19 protein-coding genes are annotated in these 21973 nt (G+C 72.4%); 8 read left to right on the top strand and 11 right to left on the bottom strand.

The window, feature by feature from the left end:
* Nucleotides 1-17: 17 nt before the first annotated feature.
* Nucleotides 18-2258 (bottom strand): TonB-dependent receptor, encoded by a 2241-nt coding sequence (locus U3649_RS03260; protein WP_407353462.1) that lies wholly within the window; start codon nucleotides 2256-2258, stop codon nucleotides 18-20.
* 316 nt (nucleotides 2259-2574) lie between these two features.
* Between U3649_RS03260 and U3649_RS03255 the strand changes: the two genes are divergently transcribed.
* A complete protein-coding gene (locus tag U3649_RS03255; RefSeq protein ID WP_149195639.1) occupies nucleotides 2575-3063 on the top strand; it encodes an Lrp/AsnC family transcriptional regulator in 489 nt (162 codons plus the stop codon).
* Nucleotides 3064-3288: 225 nt separating this feature from the next.
* Here U3649_RS03255 and U3649_RS03250 read toward each other — a convergent pair whose 3' ends face one another.
* The 3 genes from U3649_RS03250 to U3649_RS03240 form a co-directional block, all read right to left on the bottom strand.
* Nucleotides 3289-3954, bottom strand: a complete 666-nt coding sequence (locus tag U3649_RS03250; RefSeq protein WP_407353461.1) for a hypothetical protein — start codon at nucleotides 3952-3954, stop codon at nucleotides 3289-3291.
* Nucleotides 3955-4286: 332 nt separating this feature from the next.
* Complete coding sequence (locus tag U3649_RS03245; protein WP_407353460.1) at nucleotides 4287-5432, bottom strand: aldo/keto reductase; 1146 nt, start codon at nucleotides 5430-5432, stop codon at nucleotides 4287-4289.
* Between the two features lie 145 nt (nucleotides 5433-5577).
* Nucleotides 5578-6537 carry a LysR substrate-binding domain-containing protein gene (locus U3649_RS03240; protein ID WP_407353459.1) on the bottom strand — a complete coding sequence of 320 codons (960 nt, stop codon included), beginning with the start codon at nucleotides 6535-6537 and terminating at the stop codon, nucleotides 5578-5580.
* A 92-nt stretch (nucleotides 6538-6629) separates the two neighbouring features.
* On the opposite strand from U3649_RS03240, the gene U3649_RS03235 reads away from it, so the two are divergent.
* Nucleotides 6630-7541: a DMT family transporter gene (locus U3649_RS03235; protein WP_407353458.1), complete on the top strand. Its 912-nt coding sequence runs from the start codon at nucleotides 6630-6632 to the stop codon at nucleotides 7539-7541.
* Nucleotides 7542-7738: 197 nt separating this feature from the next.
* On the opposite strand, the gene U3649_RS03230 is transcribed toward U3649_RS03235, so the two are convergent.
* Both U3649_RS03230 and U3649_RS03225 read right to left on the bottom strand, forming a co-directional pair.
* Nucleotides 7739-9880 (bottom strand): gluconolaconase, encoded by a 2142-nt coding sequence (locus U3649_RS03230; protein WP_407353457.1) that lies wholly within the window; start codon nucleotides 9878-9880, stop codon nucleotides 7739-7741.
* On the bottom strand, nucleotides 9877-11049 hold the full coding sequence (locus U3649_RS03225) for a class I SAM-dependent rRNA methyltransferase (protein ID WP_407353456.1): 1173 nt from the start codon (nucleotides 11047-11049) through the stop codon (nucleotides 9877-9879). The genes U3649_RS03230 and U3649_RS03225 overlap by 4 nt, the downstream gene beginning before the upstream one ends.
* A gap of 351 nt (nucleotides 11050-11400) precedes the next feature.
* Between U3649_RS03225 and U3649_RS03220 the strand changes: the two genes are divergently transcribed.
* Nucleotides 11401-12192: a rhomboid family intramembrane serine protease gene (locus U3649_RS03220; protein WP_407353455.1), complete on the top strand. Its 792-nt coding sequence runs from the start codon at nucleotides 11401-11403 to the stop codon at nucleotides 12190-12192.
* A 55-nt stretch (nucleotides 12193-12247) separates the two neighbouring features.
* Here U3649_RS03220 and U3649_RS03215 read toward each other — a convergent pair whose 3' ends face one another.
* Genes U3649_RS03215 through U3649_RS03205 form a run of 3 tightly spaced genes read right to left on the bottom strand, consistent with a single transcriptional unit; the run spans nucleotide 12248 to nucleotide 15274 of the window.
* Nucleotides 12248-13012: a methyltransferase domain-containing protein gene (locus U3649_RS03215; RefSeq protein ID WP_407353454.1), complete on the bottom strand. Its 765-nt coding sequence runs from the start codon at nucleotides 13010-13012 to the stop codon at nucleotides 12248-12250.
* Nucleotides 13013-13052: 40 nt separating this feature from the next.
* Nucleotides 13053-14537 carry a glycine betaine ABC transporter substrate-binding protein gene (locus U3649_RS03210; protein WP_407353453.1) on the bottom strand — a complete coding sequence of 495 codons (1485 nt, stop codon included), beginning with the start codon at nucleotides 14535-14537 and terminating at the stop codon, nucleotides 13053-13055.
* On the bottom strand, nucleotides 14537-15274 hold the full coding sequence (locus tag U3649_RS03205; protein WP_407353452.1) for an ATP-binding cassette domain-containing protein: 738 nt from the start codon (nucleotides 15272-15274) through the stop codon (nucleotides 14537-14539). The genes U3649_RS03210 and U3649_RS03205 overlap by 1 nt, the downstream gene beginning before the upstream one ends.
* 84 nt (nucleotides 15275-15358) lie before the next feature.
* Here U3649_RS03205 and U3649_RS03200 point away from each other — a divergent pair, with 84 nt between their 5' ends.
* The 5 genes from U3649_RS03200 to U3649_RS03180 all read left to right on the top strand — a co-directional run bounded on the left by U3649_RS03200 (nucleotide 15359) and on the right by U3649_RS03180 (nucleotide 21196).
* Complete coding sequence (locus tag U3649_RS03200) at nucleotides 15359-16435, top strand: serine hydrolase domain-containing protein (RefSeq protein WP_407353451.1); 1077 nt, start codon at nucleotides 15359-15361, stop codon at nucleotides 16433-16435.
* Nucleotides 16436-16455: 20 nt separating this feature from the next.
* On the top strand, nucleotides 16456-18153 hold the full coding sequence (locus U3649_RS03195; protein WP_407353450.1) for a M28 family metallopeptidase: 1698 nt from the start codon (nucleotides 16456-16458) through the stop codon (nucleotides 18151-18153).
* 276 nt (nucleotides 18154-18429) lie between these two features.
* Entirely contained in the window at nucleotides 18430-18696 is a 267-nt protein-coding gene (locus U3649_RS03190) for a hypothetical protein (RefSeq protein ID WP_407353449.1), read from the top strand.
* A gap of 77 nt (nucleotides 18697-18773) precedes the next feature.
* Nucleotides 18774-19817: a patatin-like phospholipase family protein gene (locus U3649_RS03185; protein ID WP_407353448.1), complete on the top strand. Its 1044-nt coding sequence runs from the start codon at nucleotides 18774-18776 to the stop codon at nucleotides 19815-19817.
* A 467-nt stretch (nucleotides 19818-20284) separates the two neighbouring features.
* Nucleotides 20285-21196, top strand: coding sequence for a LysR family transcriptional regulator (locus tag U3649_RS03180; protein ID WP_407353447.1), 912 nt, complete (start codon nucleotides 20285-20287; stop codon nucleotides 21194-21196).
* On the opposite strand, the gene U3649_RS03175 is transcribed toward U3649_RS03180, so the two are convergent.
* Nucleotides 21193-21573, bottom strand: coding sequence for a class I SAM-dependent methyltransferase (locus U3649_RS03175; protein ID WP_407353446.1), 381 nt, complete (start codon nucleotides 21571-21573; stop codon nucleotides 21193-21195). The genes U3649_RS03180 and U3649_RS03175 overlap by 4 nt on opposite strands.
* 23 nt (nucleotides 21574-21596) lie before the next feature.
* The gene (locus tag U3649_RS03170) at nucleotides 21597-21902 is read right to left on the bottom strand and encodes a DUF6506 family protein (protein WP_407353445.1); all 306 of its coding nucleotides are present in this window, start codon (nucleotides 21900-21902) and stop codon (nucleotides 21597-21599) included.
* Between the last annotated feature and the right edge of the window lie 71 nt (nucleotides 21903-21973).

Genomic DNA, 21973 nt, shown 5'->3' with positions numbered 1-21973 from the left:
CGACAACGACCGCATGCTCAGAATCGCCAGTGCGCGGTGACGCCGAAGGTGCGCGGGCGCACGATGCCCTGGCCGAGCCCGTTGGCCTCGGGCACGGTGCGGGTGACGCCGCGCTCGTCGAACAGGTTGCTGCCGAACAGGGTGATGTCGGTGCGGCCGAAGCTCATGCGCAGGCGCAGGTCGACCAGGTGGTAGTCGCCCTGTTCGTTCGGCACCACCCCGGGCACCGCGGAGTTGAGGTCGCTGATGCCCTCCGACAGGTACTGGTGCGCCAGCGTCAGGGTCGGATACCAGCGCGCGTCGAAGCGCCAGCTGGCGGCGTTGCTGACCGACCAGTCGGCCGAGCCGGGCAGGCGCGCGCCCGCAGGGGCGGTCCCGTACCAGAGGATGAACAGGTCCTCCTCCAGTCGCGCCTCCTGCCAGGTCACGGCGCTGTGCAGGTCGAACCGGGCGTTCGGTCGCCATGCCGCGGACAGTTCGATGCCGCGGCTGCTGGCCTCGCCGCCGTTGGCGGCGTAGTTGAAGTTGTCGGGCGTCTGCAGGCGCAGCTGGATGTCGCTCCAGTCGACGTAGAAGGCGGTGGCATCGAGCAGCAGCCGGTTGTCGAGCCAGGCGGTGCGCACGCCGAGCTCGTAGTTGGTCAGCGCGTCGCTGCCGGAGCCGTCGGGAACCGGATACGCGCTCAGCCCCGGCGTGTTCGGCGTGCCGAAGCGGAAGCCTTCCGAGACCAGGCCGTAGACCATCAGGTCCTCGCGCGGGGTCCAGGTCAGCGCGGCCTTGGGATTGAAGCCGCTCTCCTCGGTACGCGAGCTCGACACCCGCGGCGCCCCCGGGTACGTGCCGAAGCCGACCTCGGTGGCCGTCTCCTCGACCTCGGTGCGGAAGGCGCGGCCGCCGAGGGTCAGCTTCCAGCGCGGGTTGAAATGCACCGAGGCCTCGCCGAACAGCGCCTTCTCCGTGCCTTCGAGTTCGGTGTAGAAGGCGTTGAAGATCTCGCCGTCCGGCGCGATGACCGCGCCGCTGCCGGGGCCGTACAGCGCGGAACGGTCGAACGCGGCGGCGGCGCCGGCGGCGCCGAGCTGCTCGTGCAGCGACTTGTCGGTGTCGAACAGCATCGCGCCGACCAGCCACTCGAAGCGCCCGCCGGATGGCGAGGCCAGCCGCAGTTCGACGCTGCGGCCCTCGCTCTCGCCGCCGGAGGCGATGTACAGCGGCTCGGTCAGGTCGAGGTCGAGGTCGGCGTTGTAGCCGGCGCGGTACGGGGTGAAGTCGAAGCGCCAGTCCTGCGACTTCTCCTGCCAGGCCGCCAGCGCGGTCAGGCCGGCCCAGCCGAAGTCGTGGTCCAGGCGCAGGCTGTGGATGGTGACGTCGGTGTCGGTGGACTCGGGGATGGCGGTATCGCGCACCAGGTCGCCGAGCGCCGGCATGCGATAGGCGTTGTCGTCCGAATCGATCTGCTGGAACAGGCTGAGCCAGGTGACGGTGGTGGCCTCGCCCGGCGTCAGCACCGCCGAGAGCCGGCCGCCGGCCACGGTGGCGTCGTTGGCGCCGTCGACGCCGGTGCCGACGTTGTCGAGATAGCCCGGATCGGAGCGGTAGTTCACCACGCCGCGTACCGCGAACACGTCCTCGGCGATCGGCAGGTTGACCATCGCCTTGCCGCTGTAGCCCAGGTCGGCATTGCGGGTCTTGCTGACGGTGCTTTCCAGCGCGGCGTCGAAGCCGCCGGCATCGGCCAGGTTGGCGATGTAGTTGATCGCGCCGCCCATCGATGCCGAGCCGAACAGCGTGCCCTGCGGCCCGCGCAGCACCTCGACGCGGTCGAGGTCGAAGGTGTCGATGTCGGGCACCGCGATGGTCCAGCCGGGCTCGGTCAGCGGCACGTCGTTGAGGAAGTAGCCGGTGGTGGTCTGGCCCTGCACGTTGCCGGCGCTGGTGGCGATGCCGCGCACCACCACGTGCGACACGCCCGGCTGGTAGCTGTTGAAGACCACGCCGGGGGTGCGCTGCACGTAGTCGGCCAGGCTCTGCGCGCCGCTGTCCTGCAGCTGCTGGCCGGTGACCGCGGAGACCGAGCCGGAGACCTCGCGCACCGACTCCTCGCGCTTGCCGGCGGTGACGATGATGCGATCGAGCGTCACCGCGTCGGCGGACTCCGCCGCCTCGGGACCGGACTGCGCCGTCGCCGGCGCCGCGGCCAGCAGGCCGAGGCAACCGCAGATCGAAAGGCCGAGAGGATGCACGGCGAAAGACTTCATGTTCGTTCCCCTTGTTGCGGCAGGCGGCGCTGCGGAGCTGGAAGAGGTCCGCGCCGGTGGCGGCGCGGGCACGCGACCGTTTCATCAGAGATGACGTGCGCCACCGTGTCCACCGTCGCCCGTGCGCCGGCGCTTTCGCCCAAACCATTGATTGCGCTTGTCTTTCACCGATCCAGGCTGCGCGATCCTGCGCCTGTGCCGGTGAAATAACGCAGGATGTCCGGCCGGCGGGTGGCAATTCCACAGAATCTGCGGCGCCGCCGGCCGCGCGTCGGCGCGATTAGACTCGGGGTCACGCTCCCGAACGCAGCCGCCGATGTCGTCCCGCAACCTCGACCGCACCGATCTGAAGATCCTCAACGTGTTGCAGCAGGACGCGCGCATCACCAACCAGGCGCTCGCCGACCAGGTCGCGCTCTCGCCCAGCGCCTGCCTGAGCCGGGTGCGCGCACTGGAGGCCCGCGGCCTGATCAACGGCTACCGCGCGCAGGTGGCGGTGGACCGGATCCGCTCGGCCACGATCGTCCTGGCGCAGGTGTCCTTCAAGCACCACGCGCTGGACGGCTTCAGCGCCTTCGACCAGCGCATCCTGGCGATGCCGGAGGTGGTCGAGGCCTCGCGGGTGAGCGGCGCCTACGACTACATGCTGCGGGTGATCGTCAACGACGTGCACGAGTGGAAGGACATCGCCCGCGCACTGCTCGGCGGCGACTACGGCGTGGAGAAGATCGTCTCGCACTTCCTGATGGACGAGGTGAAGCCGTTCAGCGGCTACCCACTGGCGTCGAAGCCGACCCGGGCCTGAGGAGCGCTCGCCGCCGCGCTTCCTGCCGGCGCGCGAGCGCTAGGCGGGGACCGGCGCGTCCGCCTCGATCAGCTGCTCGGCCTTCAGTTCGGCCCAGAAGTCGCCGGGAATCCGCACTCGCATCGAGCGCGCGTTCTGCCGCGCCTGCTCGGCGGTGCGGGCGCCAGCATCACCACACTGACCGCGGCCGGCGGCGCGGCATCCGCCGCGATCGACGCCGAACCGTCAGTTCGGATCGGCGGCCGCCGGGCCGGAAGCGGCGCCGTCTGCCGGAGGCGCGTCGTCCTCCGGTACGGCGAGCGCATAGGTGTAGACGTTATTGTCCAGCCGGACCTCGAGCAGATCCCGGCCACGGCGGTCGATCGGATAGATCTTGCCTTCCCAGCGGGCAGTCAGCGCGGTGATCGGATCCAGGCCGCCCAGCCGGCTGCCGGACAGGTGCACCCGCACGCGGTCGTCCGGGTAGGACCCCCGCACCGAGCTGAAGTAGGTGGCGTACTGTCCGCTGGACATCGCCCGATAGGAGCCGCTCGCGTTGGGATGGGCCACCAGGAAAGCGAACTGCCTGTCGAAATCGATGGCCGAGAAATCCGGCTCGATGTCGTGGCGGCGCAGCTGCCGGGGGCCGGACATCGCCTCCAGCGCGTCGGCATGGACGACCGGGAAGAACTCGATGTCCGAGTAGACCGGCATCGCATCGGGGTCCGCCATGCCGCCGGTGGCCAGGATGGCGCGGGCCACGTCGGCACCGCCGAGTGCGGGACGATGGCCGATCTCGAAGTCGCTGACCGCGGCCACTTCCTGCGGCTCCGGTTCGCGCGTGCCTTCGCAGCCCGGCACCAGCGCCATGGCGAGTACGGCCGCCGCCAGCGGCCACGTCTTCCCTGTCATCATTCCGTGAACTCCTTGTCTGGGCTTTTCCGGGGCGGGATTCTCGTATACGACGGAACGAAACAGAAACCGCGGCAGCCGGATGCCGCCACTGTAGCGCGGCACGCCGCTTCCGGTACCCGCGGTATCGCGCGCGCGGGGCGCTCCTACGGTGTGTGCACGACCGCCGCACCGTAGGAGCGCGTCATGCGCGCCATGTGCGCGAGGCCGCGGGCATCCACCGTCCGCGAATTGCGGTGACCGGCGCGCCTGCGGGCCCGGAATCGCGGCGTCCACCGGATTTCGCCCAGCACCGGGTGCAAGGTCGCCTGCCCCCAAGCGGTGCCGGCGCCTCAAACCGCCGGCACTGGCGCGTCCGCCTCGATCAGCTGCTCGGCCTTCAGTTCGGCCCAGAAGTCGCCGGGAATCCGCACCCGCATCGAGCGCGCGTTCTGCCGCGCCTGCTCGGCGGTGCGTGCACCGGGGATCACCGCCGAGACCACCTCCGGCGCGGCGGCGAACTGCAGCGCGGCGGTGCGCAGGTCGATGCCGTGCGCGTCGGCGATCGCGACGACCCGCGCGCGCTTGTCCGGCGCCCAGTCCGGAATCGTGCCGTCGTACAGGTAGCGCTCGCGACCGGCGAGATAGCCGGCCAGCAGCGGCGATCCGACCACCACCGAGGCGCCGTGCGCGGCGATCTTCGGGAAGGTCTCGTGCAGCGCCTGCGCATGGTCGAGCAGCGAGTACTGGCAGGCGAGCAGGAAGATGTCGGGATCGGCCACTTCGATCGCGCGCAGCGCCGGCTCGGGCCGGTTGACGCCGAAGCCCCACGCCTTGATCAGGCCCTCCTCGCGCATCTTCGTCAGCTCCGGCATCGCGCCTTTCGCGGCTTCGGCGAAGCGCTGTTCCCACGGCATGCCCAGGTCCTGCTCGTTGTCCGGCGACAGGTCGTGGATGAAGACGACGTCGATGCGCGGAATCCCGAGGCGCTGCAGGCTGTCCTCGATCGAGCGGCGGGTGGCGGCGGCGCTGTAGTCGTAGGTGTAGTCGAACGGCGCCGGGTCCTGCCACTGCGTCTGCGGCGGGTCGTCGGTGGCGGTCAGCAGGCGCCCGACCTTGGTCGAGATCGCGTAGTCGTCCGGATCCAGCGTGTGCAGGAAGCGGCCGAAGCGACGCTCGCTCAGGCCCAGGCCGTACCAGGGCGAGGTGTCGAAATAGCGTGTGCCGCTGTCGTAGGCGGCCTGCAGGGTGTCCTGGCATTGCGCGTCGCTGGCCGGCGCAAAGCCGTTGCCAATCGCCACGCCGCCCAGTCCCAGCCGGGTCGGCGGCCGGTAACGGCCGCCGCGGGCGGCGGCGGCCGGTAGCGGTCGGCTGCGCAGCTCGCCACGCGTACGCATGACACTGCCGGGACCGCCCTGCGCGCGCGCCATCCGCGGCGCGAGGACGACGGCGGCGGTGCCGAGGGCGGCGGCGGCCAGGAAGCAGCGGCGGGCGTTCATCGATGGTCTCCGAATGGGCGGGGATGACGGTGGCGCGACGCGAACCGCGTTCGAGCGCCGGACGTGGCCGTTGCCGTCGCTGTATAGCCGGGGCGCGGTGACCGTGACGTCATCGGCGCGCGGCGATCTGCCGGCGCCGTGCGCATCAGCGGCGGCGCGTCGCGCCAGTCGGCGGCCGCCGCCATTCCGGCGTCGCCTGCCAGGCCTCGACCAGGAAATCGACGAACGCGCGTGCCTTGGCCGGCACGTAGCGGCGCGCCGGCATCACCGCGTGCACGTCGAGCCCGGGCATGGCCCAGTCCGGCAGCACCGGCTCCAGTTCCCCGCTGGCCAATGCGTCGGCGACGGCGAAGGCAGGGATGCGGGCGATGCCGGCGCCGGCGATCGCGGCGGCCTTCAGCGCGAGACTGGAGTTGGCATCCAGGCGCGCGCCCAGGGCCACGCGCACCACGTCACCGGCACGCGTGAACTCCCAGGTGCGGCCGCTCACCGCGAGGCTGAAGTGCAGGCAGTCGTGTCCACTCAGTTCGTCCGGCCGCTGCGGACGGCCGGCGCGATCGAGATAGTCCGGCGCGGCGCACAACAGCACCGGGCTGCGCGCGATGCGGCGCGCGACCAGGCTCGAATCCGCCAGCCGGCCGAGCCGGATCGCCAGGTCGAAACCCGCCTGCACCGGGTCGAGCTGGCGATCGTCGAACTGCAGGTCGAGGGTCACCTGCCGATGGCGCGCCAGGAACGCGGCCGCGTGCGGGGCGACGTGCAGCAGGCCGAAGGTCATCGGTACCGTCATCCGCAACCGCCCCTGCGGCTCGCGCTCGCTGCCGGCCACCGCGTCCTCGGCCGCGCGCGCTTCGGCGAACGCGGTCTGCGCGTGCCGTAGGTACAGCTGCCCGGCCTCGGTCAGGCTGAGCCGGCGCGTGGTCCGGTGCAGCAGGCGCGTGCCGAGCCGGCGCTCCAGCGCCGAGACCTGCTTGCTGACCGCGGCCTTCGACAGGCCCAGCGCATCGGCCGCGCGCACGAAGCTGCCCAGCTCCGCCACCCGGACGAAGGCGAGCAGGCCGGGCAGGTCGGGCGTGGGCAGTCGCGCCTGCGGGATTGTTGACATGGGGAAACAGTCTAGCCACTCCAGGGCCGATTATCCGCGCCGGCCGCTTCACTACCTTGGAACCGCCACCCCCGCCCCACCGGAGCGCTTCCATGAACGCCACCGCCCAACGCTTCGCCCTCACCCTCGCCGCCGGCGGCCTGATCGGCAGCGGTTTCGTCGTCGCCAAGCTGCTGCTCGACGCCGGCGCCAATCCGGCTGCGATTGCGCTGGTCCAGGTCGGCGGCGCCGGCCTGTTCCTCGGCATCGCACTCAAGTTCGGCGGCGGCACACTGCCGTTCCGCCGCGACACCTGGCGCTACCTGCTGGTGGCAGCGCTGATCGGCATTGCCGCCGGCCCGCTGCTCGGGCAATGGGTGCTGGCGCGGATCCCGGCCGGCGTCTTCACCGTGGCGGTGACGCTGTCGCCCATGTTCACCACGCTCATCAATGCCGGCCTGGACCGGCGGCTGCCGGCACCCACGACTGCACTCGGGATCGGGATCGGCCTGGCCGGGGTGCTGCTGGTGCTGGTGCCACGCGCGCAGACGGTCGGCCCCGAGCAAGGCCTGGCCCTGGCGCTCGCGCTCGGCGTCCCCGTGCTGCTCGCGGCCGGCAACGTCTACCGTTCGCGCCGCTGGCCGGACCGCCTGCCCGCGCCCGCCGCGGCGGCCGGCACCCTGCTGGCCCAGGGCCTGCTGCTGCCGCTGTTCTTCGCCCGGCCCGCCGCCGGGAGCGCCGAACTGCTGCCGCTATGGCCGCTGCTGGCCGCGCTGGTGACGATCACCATCGCCGGCAGCCTCGCCGCCTCGACCCTGCAGCGCGTCGCCGGCGCCGCCGCCTTCAGCCAGATCGGCTACGTGATCGCGCTGACCGGCGTGGCCGCGAGCGCGCTGGTGTTCGGCGACGCGCTCGGCGCGCTGTTCTGGCCGGCGCTGGCGCTGGTGTTCGCCGGCATCGCGATCGGCAACCGTCCTGCCGCGGCGGCGCTTGCGATGGCGGGGCATCCGGTTCCCGCTCGCTGATCGTCCCCTCGAGGCGACCGGCTCGGACTGCACTCGCCGAGCTGGCCGCAGCTGCGCTCAATCCAGCACCCGGCAGAACGCGGCCTCAGATCGCGCGACTCCTGCACGTCGGCCAGGAACGGTTCGCCGCCCTGCACGACGGCGCCGGCCTGGTCCGGCTGGGCAGCGTGTGGCCGCTGCTGGGGCCGATGGTGCCGCTACGGCATCGCGGCGCGCACCGTCACCGGCAGGTCGCGGCTGCCGACGGCCTGATTGCCGCTGTGGTCCTCGCCGAAGGCGCGGATGATGTAGTCGCCCGGCGCGAGGTCGGCCGGCTGCCAGTGCGAGACCGCCAGTTCGTCGGCGCGCACGCGATTGCTGGCCACGTACAGGAACCGCGTGCGGGCGGCGCCGTGCACGGTGATGCCGCTGTTGGCGGCGTAGGCGACCTTCACCGCATCCGGATGCGCGGGCATGCGCGAGAAATCGAGGTTCATCGCCGGCGCCGCCAGGCCCGGCAACATGCTGCCGTCGGCCGCGAGGATCTGGTAGCCGACGCGGTGCAGGCCGAGCCGGCGGCGGGCGAGATTGCCGTTCACCTGGTCCCAGGCATCGACGACGACCTGCACGCCACCGCCGTCCTGCGGCACCAGCACGCGGCCGTTCTCGCGGCGGTCGAGCGGCTGGTCACGCTCGTCGAGCAGGAACACGCCGTCGATCCGCGGCGGCACGCTGTCGACGAAATTGCGCAGGCCGAGCCGGATCGCGTTGTGCTGGTAGCCGTACGGACCGACGATCAGGTGCACGTGCGCCTGCGCGTTGATCGTGCCCAGCGCGTCGCCGGCGGCGAAGCGGGTGCCGCGCGGAACACGCACCCGCTCCGGACGGCCGTCGTCGTCGGCAAGGATCTGGAACCTGTCCGGATCGAGATTGCGCCCCTGCGGCGTGCGTCCGACCCGCATGTGCACATAGGCCAGCTCGCCGATCGCCATGCCCTCGGCCTGTCCGCCGAAGCTCCAGGCGGCCAGCGGCGTGGTGACCTTGCCGTCGGCGACGGCCAGCACCCGGGTGCCGACGTCGCCGCGGATGTCCAGGCCGTTGTGCAGATGGCTGCGGCTCTCGCCGCGAAAGTTGCCGCGCACCTCGCCGAGCGTGCCGACCACCTCGTGCCAGCCGTCCTGCGGCGCAAGCGGCCAGCGCTGGCCGGTGTCGGGCAGCGCGCGCCCGGGCGCCGGCCCGACCGGACCGTCGGCGGCGGCGCCCACCCGCGGCGCCAGCCGGTGCAGGCGGTGGCCTGCGGCATCGGCCAGCAGCAGGCTGCCGTCGGGCTCCAGCCACAGCGCCGACGGCCGCGCGAACCATGGCCCGGCCCCGTCGCCGGCCAGCACACGGGTGCGGCCGTCGCCGGTCAGCTGCAGCACGCGGCCCGGCGAGAGTTCGGCGACGTAGAGATGCCCGTCATGGGTCGCCGCCAGCGCCAGCGGCCGGCCGAAGCCGTCGCGCTCTTCTTCCCGCCATTCCCATGGCGAAGGCCGCCAGGTGTCGACGGTGCCATCCGGGTCGATGCGCCGCAGGGCGCGGTTGCCGGTATCGGCGACCCAGACGGTGTCGTCGCCGGCCACGGCGAGCGCCGCCGGCGTGTCGAAACGCGCCTGCCCGCCCCAGCCGTTGCGGAACCCGGGCCGGTCCCCGCCGGCGACGGTGCGCACCTGCCCGTCGGGCTCGATCACGCGGATGCGGTCGTTCCAGGTATCGGCGACGTAGACCCGACCGGCCGCGTCGAGCGCCACGCCCATCGGCGCATGGAAGCGCGCCTGCGCCGCTGCGCCGTCGCGGAATCCGGGCGTGCCATCGCCGGCCAGCGTGCTCACCAGGCCGTCCGCGGTGATCCGGCGGATCGCGTGGTTGCCGGTGTCGGCCACGTAGAGATTGCCGGCCGCGTCCACCGCCAGCGCCGACGGCGTGTGGAAGGCCGCCGCCGCGCCGCGACCGTCGGCGAAACCTTCCTCGCCACCGGCGAACGGATGCAGGCTGCCGTCGGGTGCGATCCGGCGGATGCGGTTGGCCTCGCCCGCGTCGGCGACGAACAGGCTGCCGTCGGGTCCGCGCACCAGGCCCCAGGGCTCGTCGAAGCGCGCCTGCGCCGGATCCCCGTCGCGCAGGCCGCGATGCCCGTCGCCGGCCAGCGGCGCGATCCGCACCTGCCAGTCGAACGCGGTGGCGGGCGGGCCGGGGTCGGGCTGCGGCGGGTCGCGCACCGGCAGCAGGAAGCTGGCGCCGAGCGCGAGCGCGGTCAGCAGCGCCGCCGCCGGCAGCGCGCGCCGCGCCCACGGGCGCGGCGCGCGGCGGCGCCGGTTCAATCCAGCACGCGGCAGAAGGCCGCCTTCAGGTACCGCGACTCCTGCACGTCGGCCAGGAAGGGATGGTCGGCGCCGGCGCCGGACACCTTCAGCACCTGCACGGTGCGCCCGGCGTAGAAGGCGGCGCGGCGCAGCATGTCGAGGAACTGCTCCTCGCTGACCAGGCCGGTGCAGGAGAAGGTCGCGAACAGGCCGCCGGGCCTGACCACGCCCAGCGCCAGCTTGTTCATGTCGAGGTATTTCTTCAGCGCCGGGATCACCTGCTCGCGGTCGCGGGTCATCTTGGCCGGGTCCAGCACCACCGCGTCGAAGCGCTCGCCGGCGACGGCGGCGTCGCGCAGCCACGGGAAGATGTCGGCCTGCACCCAGCGCACGCGCACGTCGTTGAGCTTGGCGTTGCCGTGGGCGATGTCGAGCACGTCCTGGTCGATGTCGACGCCGACCACCTCGCTCGCCCCGCGCACCGCCGCGTACACGGCGAAGCCGCCGGTGTTGCAGCACAGGTCGAGCACGCGACGGCCGGCGACCTGCTGCGCGAACCACTGGCGGTTGTCGCGCTGGTCGGCGAAGAAGCCGGTCTTGTGTGCGCCGGCGGGATCGGCGCGGAACTTCACCCCGTGTTCGCTGATGATCGCGGGCGCGGCCGGCTCGGTGCCGCGGAAATCGAAGCTCTCCTGCTTCTGCACGTGTTCGTCGGCGAAGCCGTGGAAGCGGCAGCCGGGGAACTGTTCGCGCAGCGCGGCGTGGATCCACTCGCGGTGGCGGAACATGCCGGCGCTGAAGTACTCGACCACCAGCAGGTCGCCGTAGCGGTCGACCACCAGCCCGCTGAGTCCGTCGCCCTCGCTGTGCACCACGCGCCAGGCGTCGGACACCTCGTCCAGCCGCAGGACCTCGCGCCGCAGCCGCACCGCCGCCGCGATCTTGTCCGCGAACCAGCCGGCATCGACCGCGATGTCCGGATTGCGCTCCAGAATCCGCACCGCGATCCGCGAATGGCCGTTGTAGAAGCCGCGGCCGATCCATTCGCCGTCGACGCCGACCACGTCGACGATGCTGCCGGGCTTGGGCCGCTGCGCGGGCTTCTCCACCAGGCGCTGGAAGATCCACGGGTGGCTGGAGCGCCAGGCGTTCTTGAGGCGGACGGTGGGCAGGGGTTGTGAAGTCATCTGGGAATTCTACGCTGCAGGCGCTTCGGGACTCGGGACTCGCGAAAGAGCGCGTCGCTCTTGCTCGTCGTCCCGAAGGCCCTCGTCATCCCGGCGAAGGCCGGGATCCAGTGGCTTTCCCGGCGCGTCGAAATGGATCCCGGCCTTCGCCGGGATGACGGCGTGGGCGCTTCCGCCTTCCGTCTCCCGTATTCCACCAGCCACGCTTCACCCTTCCGCCTCCGCCGTCCGAATCGCCAGGACGACGTGGGCGCTTTCGTCTTTCGCCTTTACGAATCCCGAATCACAGAATCCCGAATCCCGGCTCCTATCGGGCTTGCATCCGCCCGAACCGCCGCCATCCTCTGCTCCATGCACCTGGACATGCCCGACGCGCCGGCCGATCCCGAGGCGCAGCGCGCCGCCGACCGCCGCCGGATCGGCGGCGCGCTGAAGATCAGCATCGCCTTCGTCGCCCTGCTGGCGGTGATGTTCGGCGTGCAGGCGATGCTCGACTGGCGACCGTTCGCGATCGTGCCGCAATCGTGGCCGGGCCTGCTCGGTGTGCTGACCGCGCCGCTGCTGCACGGCTCGCCCGCGCACCTGATCGCGAACGCATCCGCGCTGCTGCTGCTGGGCACGCTGGCGTTCTCCGTGTATCCGCGCGCGACCGTGCGCGCGCTGCCGCTGATGTGGCTGGGCGCGGGACTGGGCGCGTGGTGGCTGGGCGAACCGGGCTCGCGCCATCTCGGCGCCAGCGGCGTCACCCATGGATTGATGTTCCTGATCTTCGTCCTCGGGCTGCTGCGCCGCGACCGGCCGTCGATCGCCGCCGGCATGATCGCGTTCTTCTTCTATGGCGGCATGCTGCTGACGGTGCTGCCGCAGGAGCCCGGCGTGTCCTGGCAGTCGCACCTGGGCGGCGCGCTCGGCGGCATCCTCGCCGCCTGGCTGTTCCGCCGCGCCGATCCGCAGGCACCGCGGCGCCGCTACAGCTGGGAGGACGAGGACGACCCGGAGACCGGCGCCCACGACGACACCCTCGAACCGCCGCCGCCGCGCGAGGTGCCGGTGCTGTGGCGGCGCGAACCGGAGCCACGCGGCACGGTGCTGAAGTTCCCGGACCGGCGCGCGAACGCGAATGAAGCGAGGAGTGAGGAGTGAGAAACGAGAGGAAGGCAGCCGCTCTTACTCGTTCCTCACTTCTCGTTTCTCGTTTCTAGCTTTCATCGGGCATCGTCGCCAGCTTGCGGCCGATCACCGCGCAGTAGTGCAGCGGATTGCCCTCGATCGAGATGCGGTGGCGGTAGCGCTCGAGGTGGTAGAGCTGCAGGAACTCCCCGGCCACCAGGCGCTTGATGAACAGCGCCAGGCCGCTCTCGTCCGACTGGCCCAGGAACGTCTCCTTGATGTTGAACCCGATCCAGCCGCCGTCGGCGATCAGGTTGAAGGCGCGGTGGAACGCCGCCACCGGGATGTCGTCGTAGCCGAGCGCGGCGATGGTGGTCAGGCAGTTGAAGTCCCACCCGCGCAGCGAGCCCATCAGCGCGTCGTCGTGGCGGCTGAGGTCGCCGACGTAGTAGGCGTCGTAGACGCCGGGGCGGTCGCGCCACAACGCGTCCCGGGCGGCTTCGGAAATGTCCAGGCCGACCAGACGCGACACGCCGTGATGGGCGAGCTCCTCGCCCATCATGCCGTTGCCGGCGCCGAAATCGAGCACGCGCTGGCGGTTGAGATCGTCGCCGGCCGCGGCCAGCACCTCGCGCATGCGCAGCGCCAGGAAGCGCGGCGAGTCGCACTTGAGCCGCTCGTAGAAGATCTGCTCGTACAGGCCCGGCAGGCTGTAGATCCGGTCGTAGTCGTGGAAGCGGACGTGCTCGGCGCGGCCGTCCTCGTGGTCGAGGACGAAGTAGACGTCGCTCTCGCGTTCGCGGCTGAAATCGAGCTGCGGCAGGCGGATGCGATGGCGCGGGATCTTCGTCATGCGGACTCCTTGGGTCATGGTCGATGTGGATGCGCCGGGGCTACCGGCGTGCGGCCAGGCGCAGGCCGCGCGGCGTGAGCAGGCGCTCGATCAGTTCGAACGCGCCCTGCGCGGCCAGCGCCAGCAGCGCCGCCGGCACCGCGCCTTCCAGGATCAGGCCGATGTCGTCGAGCCGGATGCCGGCCAGGATCGACTGCCCGTAACCGCCGGCGCCGATCAGGGCGCCGAGCGTGGCGGTGCCGACGTTGATCACCGCCGCGGTCTTGATCCCCGCCAGGATGGTGCGCAGCGCCAGCGGCAGCTCGATCCGCCACAGCCGCGTCGACGGCCGCAGGCCGATCGCGGCCGCGGTCTCGCGCAGGTCGCGCGGGATGCCGGTCAGGCCGGCATGGGTGTTGCGCACGATCGGCAGCAGGCTGTACAGGAACAGCGCCGCGATCGCCGGCCACGCGCCGATGCCGAACAGCGGAATCATGAAGACGAACACCGCCAGCGACGGCAGCGTCTGCAGCAGGCCGGTCAGGGTGAGCGCCACCTGCCCGGCGCGCGGGCGCCGCGCCGCGAACACCCCGAGCGGCAACGCCACCAGCAGCGCCAGGCCCAGCGAGATGCCGACCAGCGCCAGGTGCTCGCGGGTCCGCTGCCACAGCCGCGGCCACCGGCCGGTCCCCTGCGGCGCGTCGATCCCGAGCCAGTCGGCGGCGACCGCGGACTCGGCCTCGCCGTCCAGCTTCACGCGCGCGTTGAGGCGCTGCATGGTCGTCGCGTCGATGCGCCCGGCCAGGCCTTCCAGCGCCTCGGCCCAGCGCGGCGCGCGCTGCAGCAGGTCCTCGCGATACAGGAACACCGCCTCGTAGCCGGGGAAGAAGCCGCGGTCGTCCTCCAGCACCACGATGTCGTAGTACGGGATCTCGGCGTCTGTGCGGTACAGGTCGGTGACGTCGATCGCGCCGTTGGCCAGGCCGCGGTAAGCGAGGTCGTGGTCGAGTCCGTTGGCCGACTGCGGCAGTCGGTAAGCGGCACGCAGGCCCGGCCAGCCGTCGGCGCGCTGCATGAACTCGTTGCCGAAGCCGAAGCGCAATCCCGGATGATCACGCAGGTCGCCGATGCTGCGGATGCCGAGTTCGCGCGCATGCGCGGCGCGCATGCCCAGCGCGTAGCTGTTGTCGAAGCCCAGCGGCGCGGTCATGCGGAGGCCGCGCCGCCGCAGCTCGGCGCGCAGCGCGTCGATGTCGGCATCCGGCATGCGCAGCAGTTCCTGCGCCAGGGTGCCGGTGTACTCGGGATAGGCGTCGATCTCGCCGCCCAGCAGCGCGCGCCAGACGATGCGGGTGCCGCCGAGCTGGCGGCGGTGGCGCACCACGGTGTCGGACTGCCGGCCGAGCCCGGCGCCGATTTCGCCCAGCACCACCGACTCGGTGAAGTTCTTCGAGCCCATGGTGGCGCTGGCGGGCGCCGCGCCCGGTTGCTGCGCCCGCGCGCCGGCGCCGGCGCAGAGCAACAGCAATGCCAGCAGCGCGCGCATCACGCGTCCGCTCCCAGGCTGCGTTGCGCGGTCATGAACGCGTGCACGAAGGGCTCGGCCGGCGCCCGCAGAAGTTCGCACGCCGCGCCCTGCTGCACCACGCGGCCGCGGCGCAGCAGCACCAGGGTATCGGCCAGGTAGGCGGCCTCGGCGACGTCGTGGGTCACCAACACCACGGTCTTGCCCAGGGCCGCGAACAGCTCGCGCATCTGCGCCTGCAGCTCGTGGCGGATGATCGGGTCGAGCGCGCCCAGCGGTTCGTCGAGCAGCAGCACTTCCGGGTCGAGCATCAGCGCGCGGATCAGGCCGACGCGCTGGCGCTGGCCGCCGGACAGTTCGGCCGGATAGCGCCGCAGCGCCTCATCGGGCAGCTGGCACAGTTCGGCCAGTTCGCCCATGCGCGCGTCGATGCGCGCACGGGTCCAGCCCAGCGTGCGCGCCAGCAGCGCCACGTTGCCGGCCGCGGTGAGGTGCGGGAACAGCCCGCCCTCCTGGATCACGTAGCCGACCCGGCGCCGCTGCTCCAGCAGCGCGGCGCGCCGCAGCGGCTCGCCGCGGAACAGCACCGTGCCCGCATCCGGCCACTCCAGCCCGATCAGCATCCGCAGCACCGTGGACTTGCCGGCGCCGCTCGGCCCGATCAGCGCGGTGCTGCGGCCGGCCGCGATGCGCAGGTCGACGTCCTCGAGCGCGATGCTGCTGCCGTAGCGCCGGCTGACATGGCGGAGCTCGAACATCCGCCCACCATAGCGCAGAGGCATGACCGCCCGCAGGCAGGCGCCACGGCGCGCGGGCGCGGCGCGTGCACTAGAATCGGCCCGATGCGCGTCCTCGCCGCCATTGCTGCATGCCTCCTGCTGCCCGGCGTCGTCGCGGCCCAGGGAGACCCGATGCAGACGAAGGTCGATGTCCTGATGCGCAACTACGACGGCGACGTGCCCGGCGCCGCGGTCCTGGTGCTGCACGAGGGCGAAGCGGTCGTGCGCCGCGGCTACGGCCTGGCCGATCTCGGGACGCGCGCGCCGGTCACCCCGGCCAGCAACTTCCGGCTGGCCTCGCTGACCAAGCAGTTCACTGCCGCGGCGGTCCTGCTGCTGGCCGAGGACGGCCGCCTGCGCCTGGACGATCCGGTGCGCAAGTGGCTGCCGACGCTGCCGCCGGCGGCCGATCCGGTCACCGTGCACCACCTGCTCAGCCATACCTCCGGGCTGATCGACTACGAGGAGGTGATGCCGGACGCGATCGATGGCCAGCTGCGCGACGCCGACGTGCTGGCGCTGCTGGAACCGCACGATCGCCTGTATTTCGCGCCGGGTACGCAGTACCGCTACAGCAACAGTGCCTACGCACTGCTGGCGCTGATCGTCGGCAAGGCCTCGGGTTCGGATTTCGCCGCATTCCTGCGCGAGCGCATCTTCCTGCCGCTGGGGATGGCGCGCACGGTGGCGTTCGAGGACGGCAAGTCCACCGTGGCCGACCGCGCCTACGGCCACAGCCGCGTCGACAGGGGGTGGGCGCGCAGCGACCAGAGCCCGACCAGCGCGGTGCTCGGCGACGGCGGCATCTACAGCTCGATCGACGACCTGGCGAAATGGGACGCGGCGCTGTACGACGACCGCCTGCTGTCGGACGCCTCGCGCGCGCTGGCGTTCGCGGCGCAGACCACCACGCCGACCGGCGAGGACGACGTCGACGCCTACGGCTACGGCTGGCGCCTGCACGGCGACCTGCGGTGGCATTCGGGCGAGACGATCGGTTTCCGCAACGTCACCCTGCGTTTCCCGCGCGAGCGCCTGACCGTGGTCGTGCTGAGCAATCGCGACCATCCCGAGCCCTACGCGACCGCGCGCGCGATCGCCGACCTGTGGCTCGCAGGCACGGCACGGCATGATCCATAAGCGCTAACAGGCCCTAGTCCATGTCCCGAACGCTCCGCATCGCACTCATCCTCGCCGTGCTCGCCGCGGTCGCGTTCGCCGGGTGGCGCTGCTCGCGACCGAATCCATCTGCCGAGGCGCCCGCCGATGCCGCCCGTCTGCCCGATGCGGTGCCGCAGTCGTCCGACCCCGCGGCGCAGCGCATCGAGGTCGATCTGCGGCGCCTGGCCGACGACGCCATGGAGGGCCGCGAGACCGGCACCCGCGGCTACGACCTCGCCGCCGGCTACGTCGCCGCGCGCTTCGCCGATGCCGGCCTGCAGCCGGCCGGCGAGGACGGCGGCTATTTCCAGCGGGTGCCGCTGCTCAAGGCGACGGTGCAGCAGGACGGCGCGCGGCTGGCGGTGGAGCGCGGCGGGCGCACCATCGAGCTGCGCTTCGGCGAGCAGTTCCTGCCGTGGGCCAACTTCGATGCGCCCTCGCACACGGTGGAGGCGCCGGCGGTGTTCGTCGGCCACGCGATCCACGCCCCGGACCTGGAACACGACGATTTCGCCGGGCTCGACCTGCGCGGGCGCATCGCGGTGCTGCTGCCGGGCGCGCCGGAGAGCTTCGACGACCACCGCCGCGCCTTCCACTCGTCCCAGCAGGAGAAGCTGCGGGCGCTGGCCGCGCGCGGCGCGGTCGGCGCGGTGTTCGTGTCCACGCCGCAGTTCGAGGCGCGGGTGCCGTGGGCCCGCCAGCGCGCCGGCTGGGACAAGCCGGCGATGCGCCTGCGCGGCGAGGACGGCGCGCCGCTGGACACCTTCCCGCAGCTGCAGGGCGTGGCCGCGGTCAGCGCCGCCGCGGCCGATCTGGTCTTCGCCGACGGCGAGCGCAACGCCGCCGAGCTGTTCGCCGCGGCGCGCGCCGGCACCCTGCGCGGTTTCCCGCTGCAGGGCACGCTGCTGATCGCCGGGCGCACGCAGGTCGGGCCGATCGAATCGCGCAACGTGCTGGCGAAGCTGCCCGGCAGCGACGCGGAACTCGCCCGCGAGCACGTGGTGCACACCGCGCACCTCGACCACGTCGGCATCGGCGCCGCCGACGCCGACGGCGATACGATCCACAACGGCGCCCTCGACAACGCGCTGGGCGTGTCGATCATGCTCGAGACGGCGCGCACGCTGGTCGCAGCCGACGCCGCGCCGCGCCGCACCCAGCTGTTCGCCGCGCTGACCGCCGAAGAACAGGGCCTGCTGGGCGCGCAGTGGTTCGTCGCCCATCCCACGGTGCCGCGCGAGAGCCTGATCGCCAACCTCAACCTGGACATGCCGGTGCTGACCGCGCCGAGCACCGACGTGGTGGCGATCGGCATCGAGCACTCGACGCTGCGGCAGGCGGTGGAGGCGGCCGCGGCGGAGCTGGACGTGAAGCTCTCGCCGGATCCGTTCCCGGAGGAAGTGGTGTTCGTGCGCAGCGACCAGTACGCCTTCGTGCGCGCCGGCATTCCGGCGCTGTACCTCGACGGCGGCACCCTCTCCGCAGACGGCGAGCGCGATCCCAAGCTCGCGCTGGCGTACTTCCTGCGCAACTGCTATCACCGGCCCTGCGACGACGCCTCGCAGCCGATCCAGTACGACGACGCCGCGCGGCTGGCGCGGTTGAGCGCGGCGGTCGCGACCCGCGTCGGCAACGCCGACCAGCGGCCGCGCTGGAACGACGGCGACTTCTTCGGCGAGCGGTTCGGGTCGCCCTGATGCGCCGGTGGCACGAGGCCTGGCGGCCGCTCCTGTTGGCCGCCGGCCTCGGTACCGCGGCGCCGGCGGCGGCCGAGTGCATGGACTGGCCGGCACCGGGGCTCGAGAGCCGCGGGATCCGGGTCGAACACCTCGCCGGCGCGGGCGACGTGCGCATCCGCCAGGCCTCGCAGGCGGCAGGCTACGGCCACTACCACTACGCGCTGGCGGTCGCCTGGCGCGGCCACGACGGCAACCCGCGACGGCAACCCGCGACGGCAGTTGCTGGCGGACGGGATGAGCGGCACGGACTGGCCGGATGTCGCACCCGACGGCGACGCGCTGATTCTCCGCTTCGTCGACTGCGGGTTCAGGGGCACCTGCCGGGCCCGCGTGGAGCGATACGTCCACGTGGAGGCCGCCGGCGCGTTCCGCGGCACCGCCGGCTGGGCGCCGTTCGCGTTCGATCCCGACGACGACACCTGGCGGCGCGCGCCGCCGCTGGAATCGGCGCCGGTACCGGAACCGGACTGCGACGCTGCCGGAGCGTTCCCGGAGGGCTGACTGGCGGTTGCGTCGGCCTTCAGGCGGATGCCGCGGGTGCTGGGTATGCTGGCATGTCCATGACGATCCGCTCCCCGATGCGTCTGCCCCTTCCGCTCCGCCCGTGCCTGTTCGCACTGTGCGCGCTGCTGCTCGTCGCCTGCGGTGGGCGCGAGACGCGGCCGTCGCCCGAACCGGTCGCCACGCCCGCCCCGGCGGCGCCACCGGTGCGCATCGGCCTGGCGCTGGGCGGCGGCGCGGCCAAGGGCTTCGCCCATATCGGCGTGATCAAGATGCTCGAGGCCAACGGCATCGAGCCGGCCGTGGTCGCCGGCACCAGCGCCGGCAGCGTGGTCGGCGCGCTCTACGCCAGCGGCATGGACGCATTCGCACTGCAGGAGCGGGCGGTGGCGCTGGACGAGGCGAAGATCCGCGACGTGCGCCTGTTCTCCGGCGGGCTGGTGCAGGGGCAGAAACTGCAGGACTACGTCAACGCGCAGATCGGCAGCCGCCCGATCGAGCGCCTGGAGCGGCCGTTCGCCGCGGTGTCGACCCGGCTGGACAGCGGCGAGCGCGTGGTCTTCACCCGCGGCAACACCGGCCAGGCGGTGCGCGCCTCCAGCAGCGTGCCGGGCGTGTTCGAGCCGGCGCGGATCGGCGGCCACAGCTACGTCGACGGCGGCGTGGTCAGCCCGGTGCCGGTGGACGCCGCGCGCCAGCTCGGCGCCGACCTGGTGATCGCGGTCGACATCTCCACCAAGGCCAGCGGCAGCGCACCGGAGGACATGCTGGGCATCGTCAACCAGTCGATCGCGATCATGGGCCGGGGCGTCGGCGCGCAGGAGCTCGCGCGCGCCGACGTGGTGATCCGCCCCGAGGTCAACGACATCGGCCCGGCCGACTTCGCCCGGCGCAGCGCCGCGATCCTGCAGGGCGAACGCGCCGCGCTGGCGGCGCTGCCGCGGATCCGCGCCAGGATCGCGGAGCTCGAAACACAGCGCGCCGCGGCGCTGGCGCCGAAGCCGGCGGCAACGGAAGCCGCGCATACCTGCGCGCCGGGTTGGATCCGGGCATTGAATCCATTCCGCGAGGACGACGCTACCTGCACGCGGCGCGAAGCCGGGAACGACGCGCGCCGCTAGGGCGTGTCGGCATTCGCGCCTTGTCGGCTCGTGTGGAAGTGGCGACTGCATGCTGTCGCCGGGAAGTCGCGACTTCGCCGGCGGCCCGTCGCGACTTCCGTCGCTCCCACACGCTCCGGCTCCCGGACTGAGTCTCGACCGGCCTGGGCAATCTCGGGCTCGCACCGGCTGCCGCTTCAACGCATCAGCGCGCACAGCCGTCGCGCGATGGCACGCAACATTCCTCCGGGCCACATGGCCGGCGCATAGGGCCCGCGGCAATGCGGCGGCCTGGCGCGCGCGGGATCGGACAGCGAACGGCGGACGGATGGGTCATGGCGCATGAGAGTTCTCCTCGTGACCGCCGGCTGGCGGCGGGGACGGCAGGGGCGAGGAGATCGCGATCTCGGAAACCACCATGCACCCGATCCTTTGTTCATTCAAACGAAAACATCTACATTGATCGTTCAATTGAACTGAATGCTGCCATGCCCTCCGACACCGCCTTCGGCGCGGCCGCCGCGCCGCCGCTGCTCGAAACCGACGCCCTGCAGACCTTCGTCGCGATCGCCGAGACCGCCAGCTTCACCCGCGGCGCGCAGCGCGTGTTCCGCACGCCGTCGGCGGTGAGCATGAAGATCAAGCGCCTGGAAGAGACGCTGGGGCGGACGCTGTTCGTGCGCGAAGCGCGGCGGGTGCGGCTGACGCCGGAAGGCGAGGCGCTGCTGGGCGACGCGCGGCGGTTGCTGCAGCTCAACGGCGAGGCGGTGGCGCGCTTCCTGGCGCCGGCCCTCAGCGGCCGCGTGCGCCTCGGCACCTCAGACGATGTCGGCAGCCGCATCCTGCCGGCGGCGCTGGGGCAGTTCGCGCGCACCCATCCCACGGTGGAGGTGGAGATGGCGCTCGGCCGCAGCATCGACCTGGCCGCGCAGCTGGACGCCGGCGCGCTGGACCTGGCGCTGATCACCGCCGGCAACGACGATCACGACGCCGCCGCCGCCGCCGGCCGCGGCGAGACCGTGCATACCGAGCGGCTGGTGTGGGCGCAGCGGCGCGGTGGCGATGCGGGCACGCGTGCACCGCTGCCGCTGGCCCTGGCGAGCCAGGGCTGCGTCTGGCGCCGCGCCGCGCTGGCCGCGCTCGACCGCGACGGCCGCGGCTACCGCGTCGCCTACACCTCGGAACACTGCGGCGGCCAGCAGGCGGCGATGCTGGCCGACCTGGCGGTGGCGCCGTTCCCGCGCAGCCTGGTGCAGGCGCCGCTGCAGGCGGTGCCCGCGCGCATCGGACTGCCGACGCTGGGCGACTACCAGATCGCGCTGCTGGTCGGCGCGCGCACGCCGGCCGTCGACGCACTGGCCGAGGTGGTGCGGCGCGCCTTCCGCGAACTGCGCCGCTAGCGCGGCGAATCGAACACCGCCACCAGCCGCCCACCCGGTACCATCCACGGCGCGACCAGAGCGCGCGCGCGCTCCGGTTCCCGATGGAACAAGCCGACGCGCACCGCGAAAACGATATCGAAGCGTCGTACTCCGGGGTCCAGCTGCTCGAGTTCCGCAACCACGAACTCCGCGCGCCCGGCTGCCACGTGTGCGGCGTTGCGCCGCATGGCGGCCGCGATCATCTTCGCCGAGCGGTCCACCGCCAGCAGCCGGCCGCCGACCAGGCGCTCGCAGACCAGGCCGGCGGCCACGCCGTGCCCGCAACCGATTTCCAGCACCCGGTCGTCGGGAGCCAACGCCAATCCTTCCACGATCCGCCGCAGGCGTTCGCTCATGGCCGTTCGTCAGCCCGGGCGCATCATGCCGTCGGCGCGAAAATGTCCGCCAGCCGTGCGACCGACGCCCCGCCCGCGTACCCGACGGTGCCGACCGGCACGCGTCCAGCCGTCGCCTCGATCACCTTCCCCGCCCACTCCGGCTCGAAGCCTCCGCACAGTTCGATGAACTGCACGCCGCCGGCCACCAGGTCGGCGGCGACCTGCGGCGCCATCGACGGCTCCGGCACCGCGACCACGGTCGAGCGCACACCGCCACGCTCGATCACCATGCGGTCCACCGCCGGATCGGTCTCCGGCGCCTCGAAGATGAATGCCCAGCTGATCATGCCGTTCTCCGCCGTCGTTTCGACGATGATCGCAGACGGCGCAGGCGGTGCCTGCACGTTCGCGCCCGGCG

This window comes from Luteimonas sp. R10, from assembly GCF_045689605.1.
In the GTDB taxonomy this organism is placed as follows: domain Bacteria; phylum Pseudomonadota; class Gammaproteobacteria; order Xanthomonadales; family Xanthomonadaceae; genus Luteimonas.
This window is presented reverse-complemented; position numbering and strand designations above follow the sequence as displayed.